At 63.2% G+C, this 16,155-nt stretch carries 11 protein-coding genes; 7 read left to right on the top strand and 4 right to left on the bottom strand.

The features are described from left to right. Window positions 1-242 precede the first annotated feature (242 nt). The 4 genes from LB533_RS11615 to LB533_RS11600 all read left to right on the top strand — a co-directional run bounded on the left by LB533_RS11615 (window position 243) and on the right by LB533_RS11600 (window position 7,484). Window positions 243-3,026: a valine--tRNA ligase gene (locus tag LB533_RS11615; RefSeq protein ID WP_140638961.1), complete on the top strand. Its 2,784-nt coding sequence runs from the start codon at window positions 243-245 to the stop codon at window positions 3,024-3,026. A gap of 361 nt (window positions 3,027-3,387) precedes the next feature. Then, complete coding sequence (locus tag LB533_RS11610; protein WP_140638960.1) at window positions 3,388-4,617, top strand: OmpP1/FadL family transporter; 1,230 nt, start codon at window positions 3,388-3,390, stop codon at window positions 4,615-4,617. 307 nt (window positions 4,618-4,924) lie between these two features. Continuing rightward, entirely contained in the window at window positions 4,925-6,649 is a 1,725-nt protein-coding gene (gene ilvD, locus LB533_RS11605) for a dihydroxy-acid dehydratase (protein WP_140638959.1), read from the top strand. Next, window positions 6,636-7,484: a tetratricopeptide repeat protein gene (locus LB533_RS11600; RefSeq protein ID WP_140638958.1), complete on the top strand. Its 849-nt coding sequence runs from the start codon at window positions 6,636-6,638 to the stop codon at window positions 7,482-7,484. Before ilvD ends, LB533_RS11600 begins: the two co-directional genes overlap by 14 nt. 36 nt (window positions 7,485-7,520) lie before the next feature. Here LB533_RS11600 and LB533_RS11595 read toward each other — a convergent pair whose 3' ends face one another. The 4 genes from LB533_RS11595 to erpA all read right to left on the bottom strand — a co-directional run bounded on the left by LB533_RS11595 (window position 7,521) and on the right by erpA (window position 9,457). Next, a complete protein-coding gene (locus LB533_RS11595) occupies window positions 7,521-7,838 on the bottom strand; it encodes a hypothetical protein (protein WP_210239872.1) in 318 nt (105 codons plus the stop codon). A 69-nt stretch (window positions 7,839-7,907) separates the two neighbouring features. Further along, window positions 7,908-8,702, bottom strand: coding sequence for an exodeoxyribonuclease III (xth, locus tag LB533_RS11590; RefSeq protein WP_140495757.1), 795 nt, complete (start codon window positions 8,700-8,702; stop codon window positions 7,908-7,910). 7 nt (window positions 8,703-8,709) lie between these two features. Next, window positions 8,710-9,102 carry a VOC family protein gene (locus LB533_RS11585; RefSeq protein ID WP_140638956.1) on the bottom strand — a complete coding sequence of 131 codons (393 nt, stop codon included), beginning with the start codon at window positions 9,100-9,102 and terminating at the stop codon, window positions 8,710-8,712. 7 nt (window positions 9,103-9,109) lie between these two features. Next, on the bottom strand, window positions 9,110-9,457 hold the full coding sequence (erpA, locus tag LB533_RS11580; protein WP_140551452.1) for an iron-sulfur cluster insertion protein ErpA: 348 nt from the start codon (window positions 9,455-9,457) through the stop codon (window positions 9,110-9,112). Between the two features lie 140 nt (window positions 9,458-9,597). Between erpA and LB533_RS11575 the strand changes: the two genes are divergently transcribed. The 3 genes from LB533_RS11575 (at window position 9,598) to LB533_RS11565 (ending at window position 16,116) form a co-directional block, all read left to right on the top strand. Beyond that, window positions 9,598-10,812, top strand: coding sequence for a deoxyguanosinetriphosphate triphosphohydrolase (locus LB533_RS11575; protein ID WP_224677207.1), 1,215 nt, complete (start codon window positions 9,598-9,600; stop codon window positions 10,810-10,812). Between the two features lie 62 nt (window positions 10,813-10,874). After that, window positions 10,875-12,632 (top strand): arginine--tRNA ligase, encoded by a 1,758-nt coding sequence (argS, locus tag LB533_RS11570; protein WP_140638954.1) that lies wholly within the window; start codon window positions 10,875-10,877, stop codon window positions 12,630-12,632. Between the two features lie 103 nt (window positions 12,633-12,735). After that, on the top strand, window positions 12,736-16,116 hold the full coding sequence (locus LB533_RS11565) for an SPOR domain-containing protein (RefSeq protein WP_224677206.1): 3,381 nt from the start codon (window positions 12,736-12,738) through the stop codon (window positions 16,114-16,116). Window positions 16,117-16,155: the final 39 nt, after the last annotated feature.

Here is a 16,155-nt window from a genome sequence, read left to right as displayed (position 1 = left end):
ATTCCTCGTACGACCCGAGCTGGCATTTGGGATTGGGCGGCCTAGGTGTGCAATGCCTCTCCGGCTGGAACCGGTGACAGTGCCGACGCCACCAAGGTTGTCGCATACGGGACAGACACTATCTGAACGGTGATCCTCTTTCTGTTGTGCCGGTTGCCGAGGCGGCCCCTACGGTTGACTCGATCAAAGCCTTCCGATTTACACCGGACCAGCAAAAATCCGACAGCGCGGACCGTTTTCCCATGCTTGAAAAGACCTACGACGCCAAAACCGTCGAACCGAAGATTGCCAAGGTGTGGGAAGAGGCCGACGCGTTTCGCGCCGGCGCCGGCGCCGAGGAGGGGGCTGAGGCCTTCACCATCGTCATCCCGCCGCCCAACGTCACCGGCTCGCTGCATATGGGCCATGCCCTCAACAACACGTTGCAGGATATTCTCGTGCGCTTCGAGCGCATGCGCGGCAAGAACGTGCTGTGGCAGCCGGGCATGGACCATGCCGGCATCGCCACGCAGATGGTGGTCGAGCGGCAGTTGATGGAAAAGCAGATCCATCGCCGCGACCTCACTCGTGAACAGTTCATCGAGAAAGTGTGGGAGTGGAAAGCCGAATCCGGGGGCGCGATCCTCAACCAGCTGAAGCGGCTCGGCGCCTCGGCCGACTGGTCGCGCGAACGCTTCACCATGGACGAGGGCCTGTCCAAGGCCGTGCTCGAAGTGTTCGTCACGCTCTACAGGGAAGGCCTGATCTACAAGGACAAGCGCCTTGTGAACTGGGATCCCAAGCTGCTCACCGCGATTTCCGATCTCGAGGTCGAGCAGCAAGAGGTCAACGGCAATCTCTGGCACTTCCGCTACCCCGTCGAAGGCGTGGCCTTCGATCCGGAAAACCCGAAGACCTTCATCATCGTGGCAACGACGCGCCCCGAGACGATGCTGGGCGACACGGCCGTCGCCGTGCATCCGGACGACGAGCGCTTCCAGCACCTGGTCGGCAAGAATGTCGTCCTGCCGATCGTCGGCCGCAAGATTCCCGTGGTGGCGGATGAGTATTCCGACCCGGAGAAGGGCTCCGGCGCGGTCAAGATCACGCCGGCGCACGACTTCAACGACTTCGAGGTCGGCAAGCGCCACAAGCTGCCGGCGATCAATATCCTCACCGTCGAGGCGGCGGTAAACCTCAGGGACAACGAGGATTTCCTCGCCGGGCTCGAGGTGACGCCGGAGCGCCAGGCGGTATGGGACGAACTCAACGGCCTCGACCGCTTTGTCGCGCGCAAGAAGATCGTCGAACTGATGGAAGAAGGCGGCTTCCTCGACAAGGTGGAACCGCATCGCCACGCCGTGCCGCATGGCGATCGCGGTGGCGTGCCGATCGAGCCGTTCCTGACCGAGCAGTGGTATGCAAACGCCGCCGAACTCGCCAAGCCGGCCATCGCCTCGGTGCGAGAGGGGCGCACCAAGATCATACCCGCGAATTGGGAAAAGACTTACTTCCAGTGGATGGAGAACATTGAACCCTGGTGCATCTCGCGCCAGCTTTGGTGGGGTCACCAGATTCCGGCATGGTATGGGCCGGACGGGCGCGTCTTCGTCGAGAAGACCGAGGAAGAAGCGCTGAGTGCCGCGATCGAATATTATCTGGCGCTCGAAGGACCCTGGAAGGCCTGGGTCGAGGACAAGCTCGAGAATTTCCAGCCAGGCGAAATCCTGACCCGCGACGAGGACGTGCTCGACACCTGGTTTTCCTCGGCGCTGTGGCCGTTCTCGACGCTGGGCTGGCCGGATGAGACGCCGGAGCTGAAGACCTACTACCAGACGGACGTGCTGGTAACGGGCTTCGACCTGATCTTCTTCTGGGTCGCCCGCATGATGATGATGGGCCTGCACTTCATGGACGAAGAGCCGTTCCACACCGTCTACATGCACGCGCTGGTGCGCGACAAGAACGGGCAGAAGATGTCGAAGTCGAAAGGCAACGTCGTCGACCCGCTCGACCTCATCGACGAATATGGCGCCGACGCGCTGCGCTTCACGCTGACGGTGATGGCGGCGCAGGGACGTGATGTGAAGCTCGACCCGGCGCGCATTGCCGGCTACCGCAATTTCGGCACCAAGCTGTGGAACGCGACGCGCTTCGCCGAGATGAACGAAGTCGCGCGCAATGACGATTTCTGGCTGAACGACGCCAAGCTGGCGGTCAACCGCTGGATCCTGACCGAGCTGACGCGCGCCGCGCGAGAGGTCACGGAGGGCATCACCTCATATCGCTTCAACGAGGCGGCGGGGGCGGCTTACCGCTTCGTCTGGAACCTGTTCTGCGACTGGTATCTGGAGCTGCTGAAGCCGGTGTTCATGGGCACGGACGAGGCGGCCAAGGCCGAAAGCCGCGCCTGCGTCGCCTTCGTGCTCGACGAAATTTACAAGCTCCTGCATCCGATGATGCCGTTCATGACCGAGGAACTTTGGGCGCAGACCGCGGGCGAGGGCAAGGAGCGCGCTTCGCTGCTTTGCCATGCCGCGTGGCCGTCGCCGGATTTCGAGGACGCTGAAGCGGCCGCCGACATCAACTGGCTGGTTGATCTCGTCTCCGGCATTCGTTCCGTGCGTTCGGAAATGAACGTGCCGCCGGCAGCCATCGCGCCGCTGATGGTGATCGGAGCCAACACGCTTACCCGCGAACGGCTTGAGCGCCACGCCGCCGCGATCAAGCGGCTGGCGCGCGTCGGCGACATCTCGCAGGTTGACGCCGCACCCAAGGGCTCGGCGCAGATCGTGCTCAACGAGGCAACGGTCTGCCTGCCGCTCGGCAGCCTAATCGATCTCGCCGCCGAGGCCGCGCGCTTGCAGAAAGAACTGGCCAAGGTGACCGAGGAGATCGCGCGCCTGCACAAGAAGCTGTCGAACGAAAGATTCGTCGCCAGCGCGCCGGCCGAGATCGTGGAAGCCGAGCGTGAAAAGCTGGCCGAATACCGCGAGGCGCAGGGCAAGCTTTCCGTGGCGTTGGCCAGGGTTCGCGAAGCGGGTTGAAGGCAGATTCGGGAGACTTTAGGGCCCTCTAAAATGGGGTGGCTTTTTGCTTCGAAAACCGGCATTCCGTAGCGTTAATGTTGACGTAAACGGAAGTTTTCGCCCCATTGTTGCCATAATGTAACAATGGGGCGGTTTGACTGCTCAAAACTCCTTATTTATGGCCTTTTTGGCCGATTTTCTCCCGTTTTTTTGAGGGAGACACGCCCTGCGAACCGTTTTTTTGCCTTGCTGCGCTGGTCTGCATTTTGTCCGGAATGCGTCCGGTGGACATGTACATGTACGCCCCAAGAATTCGTTGTTGCACCGTTAACCCGAATTGGTTCTAGCTGGATGCACTGACTATTCGGGGAGGACATCCATGAACAATCTGCGTCTGAAAGCACTGCTGGGGGCAGGGTGCTTTTCGCTGGCTTTGCTGGGGACGGCAATGAGCTCGGCACATGCCGGCGGCCTGGAACGCGGCGGCTACGATATCGACCTGCTGTTTGATCCGGCGCCGTTCGCGACGGATGCGGAAGCAACCTATGTGATGCCGGACCGTAAGTACGAGAATGCGCGTGGTCCCGGCGGAGCCAATCTCGGCCTTGGTACCTCGGCCGACGGAGCCGAGGGCTATTGGGTGCCGCGCATAGGAATGAAGGCCCAGGTTGTGCAGGGCATCGACTGCATGGTCGATTATTCGCAGCCTTGGGGTGCGCATACCGCACCAGGTATGTGGAACGGAGCGCTTTCTAACGTCGAGACCGATATCAAGAGCAACAATTACGCCGGCACCTGTTCCTACAAGTTTGACGCTGGCAAGGGCCAGCTCCGCTTTATCGGCGGGTTGTTCTATCAGGATATTTCAGGCTTCAAGGAAAGCTTGGTTGGTTTTACTCCCCTCGGACAACCGCTGCTTGGTCGTGTCGATCTGGAGGCCAACGGTTGGGGCTGGCGCGCCGGCGTTGCCTACGAAATCCCTGATATCGCGCTCCGCGCCAGCTTGGTCTACAATTCGAAGGTCAAGCTTGACAACATTTCGGGCACACTCACCTTGCCAGCTATTCTTGGAGGTTCTGTGCCGATCTATGGCGCAGAGGAGTCGATGCCGGATTCGCTGGAGCTGAAACTGCAGTCCGGTATTGCGCCTGGCTGGCTGGCCTTCGGTTCAATCAAGTGGGTCAACTGGAGCGTGCTGCAGAGCGTTCCGATCTGCCCAACAGTTGCGCCTGGGGCGGCATGCTTCACGAACGGTCCCGGTCAAGTGACGTCGCTCGACCTGATGTATCGTGACGGCTGGACCGTTTCAGGTGGTATCGGCCACAAGTTCAATGATCAATGGAGTGCCGCCGGTCAATTGACTTGGGATCGTGGTACCTCGCATGGCTATGGTGCGCAGACCGATACGTGGACCCTGGGCGGCGGCGTCGCCTATACGCCGCAGCCCAACATCGAAGTGCGGCTCGCTGGAGCGGTCGGCGTTCTGACCAGCGGCCACTCGGGAACATTGGCTGGTGAGAACGGCTATGTTGCAGGCGAGGATGCCAGCTACGATTTCGGGAATGATCTGATCACGGCGATCTCTGGTGGAGTGAAGATCAAGTTCTAAGCCTTTGTAAAATCCAATGAAAGGCCGGGCAATGCCCGGCCTTTTTCGTTGCGGGGCTGCGGCCGAGCCTGTCGGCCGCAGGGCTGCGTTGCAGATAAACCGCACCGGCTCCGCCTCGTGCGGTTGTGACGTTTTGGCAACACTTTCTGAACAACCCCTGCACTAAAAGTCAGGCCGAGGAAATTGCCCATTTCCCGCCATAAACCCGGCGCACCTCGATCTTGTCTCGGGACACGCGCCAAAAGGCTCGGCGATGGGAGCAGGCCGCACCGCCCCCTTGCGAGGAAGATGTGGGGCAAGGAAGAGTATGGACGCCAAAGTCATCTCCAAGGCCAAGCTCCCCAGCCGCTATGTGACCGTGGGTCCGGCGCGTGCGCCTCATCGCTCCTATCTCTACGCCATGGGCCTGTCGGCGGCCGAGATCGCACAGCCGCTGGTCGGCGTCGCCTCCTGCTGGAATGAAGCGGCGCCCTGCAACATTTCGCTGATGCGCCAGGCGCAAGTGGTCAAGAAGGGCGTCGCGGCCGCCAACGGCACGCCGCGCGAATTCTGCACCATCACCGTCACCGACGGCATCGCCATGGGCCACCAGGGCATGAAGTCGTCGCTGGTGTCGCGCGAGGTCATCGCTGATTCGGTCGAGCTCACCATGCGCGGCCATTGCTACGACGCGCTGGTCGGGCTCGCCGGCTGCGACAAGTCGCTGCCCGGCATGATGATGGCCATGGTGCGGCTCAACGTGCCGTCGATCTTCATCTATGGCGGCTCGATCCTGCCCGGCAGCTATCGCGGCCGCCAGATCACCGTGCAGGATGTGTTCGAGGCGGTGGGCCAGCACTCGGTCGGCACGATCGGCGATGCCGAACTGCTTGAAATCGAGCAGGCGGCCTGTCCGTCGGCCGGCTCCTGCGGCGCCCAGTTCACCGCCAACACGATGGCGACCGTGGCCGAGGCGATCGGCCTGGCACTGCCCTATTCCTGCGGCGCGCCGGCGCCTTATGAAATGCGCGACCGTTTCAACTTCGCCTCCGGCGAAAAGATCATGGAACTGATCGCCAGGAATATCCGGCCGCGCGACATCGTCACGCTGAAAGCCCTGGAGAACGCGGCGACGGTGGTTTCGGCCACCGGCGGCTCGACCAATGCAGCGCTGCATTTGCCGGCCATAGCGCATGAGGCCGGCATCAAATTCGACCTGTTCGATGTCGCCCGGATTTTCGAGAAGACGCCATATATCGCGGACCTCAAGCCCGGCGGCAAATATGTCGCCAAGGACATGTTCGAGGCCGGCGGCATCCCGCTGTTGATGAAGACGCTGCTCGACCACGGCTACCTGCATGGCGATTGCCTGACGGTCACTGGCCGCACTTTGGCCGAAAATATGGAGCATGTTGCCTGGAATGAACACCAGGATGTGGTCCGCCCGGCCGACAGACCTATTACCCAAACCGGCGGTGTCGTGGGCTTGAAAGGAAACCTTGCCCCCGAAGGCGCGATCGTGAAGGTCGCGGGCATGACGGAGTTGAAATTCTCCGGCCCGGCGCGCTGCTTCGATTCGGAAGAGGAATGTTTCGAAGCGGTGACGCATCGCAACTACCGGGAAGGCGAAGTTCTCGTCATCCGCTACGAAGGGCCGCGCGGCGGACCTGGCATGCGCGAGATGCTGTCGACGACGGCGGCACTCTACGGCCAGGGCATGGGTGGCAAGGTGGCGCTGATCACAGACGGCCGTTTCTCGGGCGCGACGCGCGGCTTCTGCATCGGCCATGTCGGGCCGGAGGCAGCCGTTGGTGGTCCGATCGGCCTCATCCGGGACGGCGATGTGATCTCTATCGATGCCGTGAACGGCACGATCGATGTGGCGTTGTCCGATAGGGAACTGGCTGCGAGGGCAAAGAGTTGGAAGGCGCGCACGACCGACTATCAGTCCGGCGCGATATGGAAATACGCACAGACGGTAGGGTCGGCGCGCGATGGCGCAGTCACCCATCCGGGCGGTGCGAAAGAAACACACTGCTATGCGGACATCTGAGTTGTTGAAGTCAACACCAGAGTTGTTGAGGTCGTCTGTCCTTCCGGCACTGGTCGCGTTAGCGATCTTTGGCGCCGTCGGCCAGGCCATGGCCTTCGACGACAAGGTGTTCGACGACAAGACCGGCGTGAAGCCGCAGTCGAGCCCCTGGGCGGTGTTCCAGTTCGGCTACTCCGCCTACAAGAACGGCCACAAGGAACAGGCCGCGGAGGCCTATAAATACGCGGCCGAAAACGGGCAGATCGGCGCCACCTGGAAGCTTGCGCGCATGTATGCCGAAGGCGACGGCGTGGCGCGCGACGATTACGAGGCGTTCAAGTTCTTCTCCGAGATTGTCGATCAGGACGTCGAACCCGGCTCACCGGAAGAAAGCTACGTCTCCGACGCGCTGGTGGCGCTGGGCGACTACCTGCGCAAGGGCATTCCCGGCAGCCCGGTGACCGAGAACGAAGTGGCGGCCCAGGAATATTACATGCGCGCAGCCGCCAACTACCGCAACCCGAATGCCCAGTTCGAGATGGGGCAGATGTTCCTGAAGGGCGAGGGCGGCGTGAAGGCCAGCGTCAAGCAGGCCGGGCGCTGGTTCCAGCTCGCCGCCGAAAAAGGCCATGCCGGCGCGCAGGCGACGCTCGGCCATCTTTTGTTTCAGAGCGGCAAGATCGTGCGCGGCCTGGCGATGATGACGGCAGCACTCGAACGTGCGGCGCCCGCCGATCAGCCCTGGATCCGCGGTATGCAGGAAGAAGCGTTTGCCGCCGCCGGCGAAGCCGACCGCCGCACTGCGATTTCACTGGCCGACGATATCCTGACCAAAGGCAACAGCGCCGATCAGTAAGGATGATCTCCCCACGAGGAGATCGCTAATCAGAACTCAATTCTCGGCCGGCTCCGCCGGCACCATGCTGGGAGCCGGCGCCGAGATCGGCGTGGCGTGCAGGTGAGGCGCCAGCGTGTCTTGCGGGCAGCCGTCCTGAACCTTTGTCCATGAGGTGTTGTTCAGCACCATCTCGCAGCGGGCGAGGTGGCTCTTGTCCGCAATCGTCAGGCAGGCGACCTGGCCGACTTGATATGATTTTCCATTGGCCAGGCATTCCTGGTCGGCCAAGGCCGCCGCGGGGACGGCCATGGCGAACACCAGGCCGATCGGACAAAGGACAAATCGTCTGGTCATGGGAACCCCGGCCGCCATGATGATCTTCCATCATGCGCCTGATTATGGCGATACAAGGTCCGCCGTCAGCAGGGGCAGGGGTCTCCGTCAGGCCGGCAGCAAATCGAGATCTATGGCCACCGGCACGTGGTCGGACGGTTTTTCCCAGGCGCGCACATGCTTTTCGATCGAGGCCGATGAAAACCGGTTGGCGGCCTCGGGCGACAGCAGCAGGTGGTCGATGCGGATGCCGTTGTTCTTCTGCCAGGCGCCGGCCTGGTAGTCCCAGAAGGTGAAGGTGTCGCCCGCATCGGTGACCGAACGCACCGCTTCGGTGAAGCCGAGATTCTTCAGCCTGCGGAACGCCTGCCGCGTCTGCGGCTGGAACAGCGCATCATTCAGCCAGTTCTCCGGGAACTTCGCGTCGACAGGTTCGGGAATGACATTGTAGTCACCGGCCAGCACCAGGGCTTCCTCCAGCCTCAGCCGCTCCTCGGCCCAGCGCTCCAGCCGCGCCATCCAGGACAGCTTGTAGGAGAATTTCCTCTCATCATCGATCGGATTGCCGTTCGGCAGATAGAGCGAGGCGACGCGCAATGCGCCCTTGTCGGTCGAGAACACGCCTTCGATGAAGCGCGCATGCTCGTCGGCGTCGTCGCCGGGCAGACCTCTGATGACCTCGTCGAAGCGCAGTTTCGAGAGCAGGGCGACGCCGTTGAAACCCTTCTGGCCGTGGGTTTCCACATTGTAGCCAAGCGCCTCGATCTCGGCGCGCGGGAACTGCTCGTCGACCGTCTTGATCTCCTGCAGGCAGACGATGTCGGGGGCGCTTTCGGTCAGCCAATGGGTGAGGTTGCCAATGCGGGCGCGAATGCCGTTGATGTTCCAGGTGACGATCTTCATGGCGGCCTCAATGTTCTTCCGGGGCGAGACGTTCGACCAGACCGATCGTATTGCCTGCGGGATCCTTTAGAAAGGCCATCCACTCGCTTTCCCCCGCCGGGCCGAACTGGCCCTCGGTGTCGCGATGAACAAGCGTCGGAGGCGCGGTGAAGGGAACGCCCGCAGCTTTCGCGCCGGCGTGGAAATCCTCGAGACCTGATATGTCGAAATAGACGGTTCCGGCCGGAATGCCGTCGGTGAACAGCAGCCGCACGCTGCCGGCCATGATGAAGGCGATGCCCGGCGGATCGTAACGCGCATGCACGCTCATCCCGAGCACGTCGCGCCAGAAGGCCAGTGTCGCGTCGAGGTCTCGCCCGGCCGAGAGCGCGACCTGACGAACCGCGCCGATGGCAGGCATGTTGTTCCTAAATGGAGAAGCTTGTGCCGCAGCCGCAGGAGGCGACCGCATTCGGGTTGCGGATCTGGAACGACTGGCCCATCAGGTCGTCGACGAAATCGATCACCGACCCGCCCATATAGACAAGCGACAAATCGTCGATCAGAACCGTGGCGCCGTCCTTCTCGATGGCGACATCGTCGTCGTTGCGTGCATCGACCAGATCGAACTTGTAGGAAAAGCCGGAGCAGCCGCCGCCTTCGACGGAAACGCGCAACGCCGTCTTGCCGGCCTCGCCCGACACAATCTTGGCGATCCGCCTGGCGGCAGCATCGGTCATCTCGACTTTCATGGCAGTCTTGGCATCCGCGCCCATGGGCGTCACCTTGCTTTCGGTTTCACATGATAGGTATGAAGCGCGAAGGGCCAAGTCAACCGGCCATAGTCTGGCGGCCAAGTCTAGCAGCCAAAGTCTAGCGGCCAAAGTCAGGCGACCAAAGTCAGGCGGCATCGACCATGACCAACGAGTTGGGCGACATCGGATTCGGCTATAGGCCCCGCGCGGCCTATGCCAGCGATCCGGCGCGCTCGCGCGGGCGCCTGTTCGAAGAGGTCGAAAGCCCGACCCGCACGCCATTCCAGCGCGACCGCGACCGCATCATCCATTCCACCGCGTTCCGGCGGCTGAAGCACAAGACGCAGGTCTTCATCGCCCATGAAGGCGATCATTATCGCACCCGGCTGACCCATTCGATCGAGGTGGCGCAGATCGCACGCGCCCTGGCGCGGGCGCTGCGCGGCGACGAGGATCTGGCTGAAGCGGTGGCGCTGGTGCATGATTTCGGCCACACGCCCTTCGGCCACACCGGCGAGGACGCCCTCAACGAGAAAATGGCTGATTGGGGTGGCTTCGACCACAACGCGCAATCGCTGCGCATCGTGACGAGGCTGGAAGCGCGCTATGCCGAGTTCGACGGGCTGAACCTGACCTGGGAAACGCTGGAGGGCCTGGTCAAGCACAATGGACCGCTGACGGACGCCAAAGGCAAGGGCCTGAAGGGCCCGGTGCCGCAGGCGATCCGCGACTATTCGGAACTGCACGACCTCGAACTCGACCGGTTCGCCGGCATCGAGGCGCAGTGTGCTGCGATCGCCGACGACATCGCCTACAACACCCATGACATCGACGACGGCCTGAGGGCGGGCCTGCTGACGCTGGACATGCTGAAGGCCGTCTCGCTGCCGGGCACGATCCTGGAGGGGGTGCGCGCGCGCTATCCCAATCTCGACGAGGTGCGCACCGGCCACGAGCTGATGCGGCGCCAGATCACCGCCATGGTCGAGGACGTGATCAGGTCGACCACCGCCAATCTGGAACGCACCGGACCGCGGAGCGCCGATGCGGTGAGGGCGGCGGGCGAGACGATGGTGACCTTTTCCGCCGAAATGGCCGTCGCCGAGAAAGAGCTGAAGGCCTTTCTCTACAAGCACCTCTACCGGCACGAGGAAGTCATGCGCGTGCGCGCCGATGCCGAGCGGATCGTCAGGGACCTGTTCGACGTCTATTTCGCCGACCCGCGCGCTATGCCGGACGGCTGGCGCGAGGGGCTCGACCGGGCCGAGGATCGCATCAAGGCGCGCAGCGTGGCCGACTTCCTGGCGAGGATGACCGACACCTACGCGCTGAAGGAACACCGCCGTTTGTTTGACCATACGCCGGATTTGAGCTAGGGCGGGCTCGTTTTTGCCGGCCAACAAGCCGGATTCCCTGCAAAGCCGCCAGAGTCGTACCCATGAACATCTTCGCCGACTTCACCGCGCGAATCATAAAAGCCGTCGAAGCGCTTGACCTGAAAGACAATGACGGCGTTTCGCCCGACCTGTCGCGCATCGCCGTCGAGCCGCCGCGCGATGCCAGTCATGGCGATCTCGCGACCAATGCGGCGATGGTGCTGGCCAAGCCCACCGGCCAGAACCCGCGGGCGCTGGCTGAGCGCCTGGCGCTCGCACTGCGGGACGACAAGGATGTCGCGGCCGCCGAAGTTGCGGGTCCGGGCTTCGTCAATTTGCGGCTCAAGGACGGTTTTTGGCAGGCACATCTCACGACGCTTCTGGGCGAGGGCCGCAATTACGGCCGCTCCAGCATCGGCGGCGGCAGGAAGGCCAATGTCGAATATGTATCGGCCAACCCGACGGGACCAATGCATGTCGGCCATTGCCGTGGCGCCGTGGTTGGCGATGCGCTTGCCAATCTGATGGCCTTTGCCGGTTACGACGTGACCAAGGAATATGTCATCAATGACGCCGGCTCGCAGATCGACGTTCTCGGGCGCTCGGTGATGCTGCGTTATCGCGAAGCGCTTGGCGACGAGGTCGGCGAGATCCCGGCCGGGCTCTATCCAGGCGACTATCTGGTCCCGGTCGGGCAGGCGCTGGCCAAGGAATTCGGCCGGTCCTTGCTGCAGATGCCGGACGAAGAGGCGCTCGCCATCGTCAAGGACCGCACCATCGACGCGATGATGGCGATGATCCGCGAGGATCTGGCGCTGCTCAACGTGCATCACGACGTGTTCTTCTCCGAGCGCACGCTGCACGCCGACAATGCCAGGAAGATCCGCTCGGCGATCAACGACCTGACGCTGAAGGGCCATATCTACAAAGGCAAGCTGCCGCCGCCCAAGGGCGAGAGGCCGGACGACTGGGAAGATCGCGAACAGACCCTGTTCCGTTCGACGGCGGTCGGCGACGACATGGACCGGGCGCTGGTCAAGTCGGATGGTTCGTTCACCTATTTCGCCGCCGACGTCGCCTATCTCAAGGACAAGGTCGATCGCGGCTTCGTCGAGCTGATCTACGTGCTCGGCGCCGATCATGGCGGCTATGTCAAGCGGCTGGAAGCGCTGGCGCGGGCAATCGCCGGCGACGAGGTGAAGCTCACGGTTCTTCTGTGCAACCTGGTGAAGCTGTTTCGCGATGGCGAGCCGGTGCGCATGTCCAAGCGGTCCGGCGATTTCGTCACGCTGCGCGAGGTGGTGGAGGAAGTCGGCCGCGACCCCATCCGCTTCATGATGCTCTATCGCAAGAACGATGCGCCGCTCGATTTCGACTTCGCCAAGGTGACCGAGCAGTCCAAGGACAATCCGGTGTTCTATGTGCAATACGCTTCGGCGCGCTGCCATTCGGTGTTCCGGCAGGCGAGCGAGCAGTTGGGCGAGGCCAATTTCGATCGCAACAGCCTGGCGGCTGCCGTTGCGTCGCTGACTGACGAAGGCGAGATCGGCCTGATCAGGAAACTCGCTGAATATCCACGGTTGATCGAGTCGGCGGCACTTGCGCTCGAGCCGCACCGGCTGGCATTCTATCTCTACGATCTCGCCTCCAGCTTCCACGGGCATTGGAACCGTGGCACCGATAATCCGGACTTACGTTTTGTTAAGGTTAACGACCGACAATTGACGCATGCCAGACTAGGGCTGGTGCAGGCTGTTTCGGATGTCTTGACGTCCGGCCTGACGCTGATCGGCGCCGCGGCGCCCACCGAAATGCGTTAGGTTTGACTAAAAAACCTGTCACCTTTTGCCCACATTGCGCTGGTAAGGGCCAACCCTGCGCGACGTCCATGGCGTCCGAATGAGTGCGAGTTCGGGAACAATAATGGCAGACAGAACCCAGCTGAGAATAGCCGACAACAACGACATCGCCAACGATGATCCGTTCGCGGAACTGACCAGGATCATGGGATTCGACCCCCGCCAGCCGGTCAGGCCACAGGCGCCCGCCCAGCCGAAAGCCGCCGCTGATCAGCAGGCGCAGGAGGGCGATTTCGACATCGATCTCGAAAAGGAGTTGATGGGCGACTTCGACTTTGCCGAAGGCGACGCTGCGACGGTCGCCGATGTTGATGAGCCGGCGTTCGACGCCGCCGCTACCGACGGCACGGATGACGAACTCGCCATGGCGTTTGACGACATGCAGCTCGACGATGAGCATGGCGTCGATGACGCAGGTGTCGTTGCCGAGGCCGCGCCAACCGTCGATCCCGCTTTCGATACGGATTTCGACGATGCGGTAGCCAGCTCCCTCGATGGCGTTTCGCCGCTCGATGACGATCTGCCCATGGCGGACGAGCTTGCGGCATCGCTCGATCAGGACTTCCGGCTCGATGACGCGATCGATGCGGCCGAGCCCGCCCTGGCCGCCGACGTGGCGGAGCCTGTCGCGGAGCGGACCGTCGATCATGAATTCGACGATGGCTTTGCTCTTTCGCTCGAAGACGAACTGATGCTCGATGGTCACGTGGCGGAGCAGCAGCCTGAAGCGGCCGCGGCTCCGGTTGAGCCTCCCGTCGAGGCGGTGCTGAACGCGAACCATGCGGTTTCCGAAGAGGATTTTGGCGATCGGCTTGATGACGCCACGGCTTTCGACGACGCGTTGGCGGATATCGATTTCGATCTACCTGCCGATCACTCGGTCGCGACCGATGCGCCCGTGGCTGCGGGGACGGATGCCCTTGACGCGCACGAGGTGACCGCCGAGACGGCCGATGCGCACGAAATGGATGACGTGTTCGCCGAGGCGACCGATGCGGAAGGCGAGGCGGCAGACCTGGCCGCCGATGAGCCGCTGGACGATGCTTTCGAGCAGGATTTCAACGACGCGCTTGCCGAAGCGACGGACGAGCCGGCTGCTGAGCCTGTGGCTGCCCCCGTTCAGCCGGCCGGCCCGGCTATGGCCGAACCGGTGCATGCCGCCGCCGACGAGCGTAGCCTTGAAGACGAGTTGAACGCGCTGTTGGGCGCTATGAGCGCACGCCCGGCGCCGGTGGCCAAAGAGGAGGTCGCGGTTCAGCAGCCTGTCGCCGCGACCGCGAAACCCGACGAAGAACCGGCTGCCGGTGACCTCGACTGGAACCTGGACGAACCTGCGGCGGCGCAGCAGCATCAGGCGGTCTCGACCGCTGACGTCGATCTTGACGATCTCATGCTCGATGAGCTTCAGGACCAGGACCTCGGCGCGCATGCCACTGCCTCTGAAGACGATGATTTCGAAGCGGAACTCGCCGCAAGCATCGACCTGGCCGAAAGCATCGACCGGGATGAAGACGTCGCCGCGGATCCCGCCGCGCCGGAAACTTTCCGCGACGATTCCCTCGATTGGCTGACGACGCAGTCCACGCCGCCCGAGCCGGCCCGCTCGTGGAGCCGGGTTACGCCGGTCCCGCAGCCGCAACAGGCGAGTTTTACCGCCCAGCCGATGGCTTCGGCGGCCCCCATGGCTGCGGCGCCGGCTGCCGCGGTCCCGCCGACCTATCGTGCAGCTGAGCCTGCCGCTTATGCGGCGCCGGCCGGCGCGCAGCGCGAGCAGTCCGCGTCCTATGACGAGATGCCCGACGTCGAGACCGTCGATGTGCCGGAGCGCGTCGTGGCGCTTCAGGATGATCTCGACATTCCGGAATTGCACTTCGAAGAGGACGAGCCGGCCGCGCCCGGCTACGACGATCTCGATGCCGAATTCTCCAATCTGCTGACCGAGATGAATACAGTGGATGTCGCTGCGGCTCCCGCAAACACCAGCGCGTCCTATGCCGACGACTCCTACAATCCCGGCTTCAAGTCGGGATACGATGCCTTTGAACCGGGCTATGAGGGGCTCAAGCCGGGCTATGAGGGGCTCAAGCCGGGCTATGAGGCTCTCAAGCCGGGCTATCAGCCCGAGGCGCGCACCTATGCGGCACGGCCAGCGGAAATGTCTGCCCGCGCGACAGCGCCGGCAGGTTATGCCGATGCCACCAATGGTTTCGACGTCGACGACTTGCCGGGCAGCCAGCCGGTTTCACAGGCCGACGATTTTGCCGTCGACGAGCTCGACTACGATCCCGAGCTGGATGAGGCGATGTCGGTTCCTGGTCTCGCCGAACGCGAGGCCAGCGGGTCGCCGCGCAGGCGCGGCCTGCTCATCGCCGCCATTGTCGGTGCAGTCGTTGTCACTGGAGGCCTCGGCGCCTTCGCGCTGTCTCCGGGCGGCCAGGGCGGCAGTGACGCCCCGGTCCTGGTCAAGGCGGACAACGCACCGATCAAGGTCAAGCCGGAAAACCCGGGCGGCGCCGTGGTGCCGAACCAGGACAACAAGGTCTACGACGCGGTGGCCAAGGGCGCCAAGCCCGCCGAGCCGGTCCAGCAGAAGCTCGTCACCAATGTCGAGGAACCGGTTGATGTGGCGGCGAAAGATCCGGCTCGCGCCATCGATCTCTCGCCCGGCCAGACCGCAGCCGGCGCGACCGACGCCGACGGTGGCGATGCTCCAACCGCCGTTGCGGCGCCAGCCGACAACGCCGCGCCCGCACCCAAGTCCGAGGACCGTATCGCGCAGGTTCTACAGGATGCCGACAAGGGCACGAATCCCGACGTCGTCGCCGTGGCGCCGCGTAAGGTCAGGACCATGGTGGTCAAATCGGACGGGTCGCTGGTGCCGCGTGAGGATCCGGCGCCCCCCGCACCGCAAGTGGCTGCCGTGGAGCCGGTCGATCCGGCGCCGCAACATGTCGCGCCGTCGGCTCAGACTGATGCTGACCAAACCGGCACGGTGGCGCCGAACGCCGCGCAGGCGGACGATGAGCCAGCCCTGAAACCGGTGGCCGAGCCCAAGGCGGAAGCCAAGGCCCAGTCGGCCAACACGCCAGCCAAGGTTCCGGTCGCGCCGCAGCGCCCGTCCGACCAGCCGGTCGACGTGGTCGGCGAGGTCAAGCCCGATCAGGTTGCCTCCATCAGTCCCGCGGCGCCCTCGACCGGCGGCGGTTCGTGGTCGATGCAGATCGCCTCGCAGCCGACGGTCGAAAGCGCGCAGTCGACTTATCAGGATCTGCAGCGCCGCTACGGTGGCGTGCTTTCCGGCCGTACCGCCAACATCGTCAAGGCGGAGATCGCCGGCAAGGGGACGTTCTACCGGGTCCGCGTGCCTGCGCAGTCGCGCAACGATGCCATCAATCTGTGCACCAGCTATAAGGCTGCCGGCGGCAACTGCTTCGTGTCGAGGTAGTCATTCACCTCCCGTGTCGGAGGAGAGCGGTTCGAAAAC

Origin of the sequence: Mesorhizobium sp. BR1-1-13, from assembly GCF_020165515.1 — a bacterium.
GTDB lineage: Bacteria > Pseudomonadota > Alphaproteobacteria > Rhizobiales > Rhizobiaceae > Mesorhizobium.
This window is presented reverse-complemented; position numbering and strand designations above follow the sequence as displayed.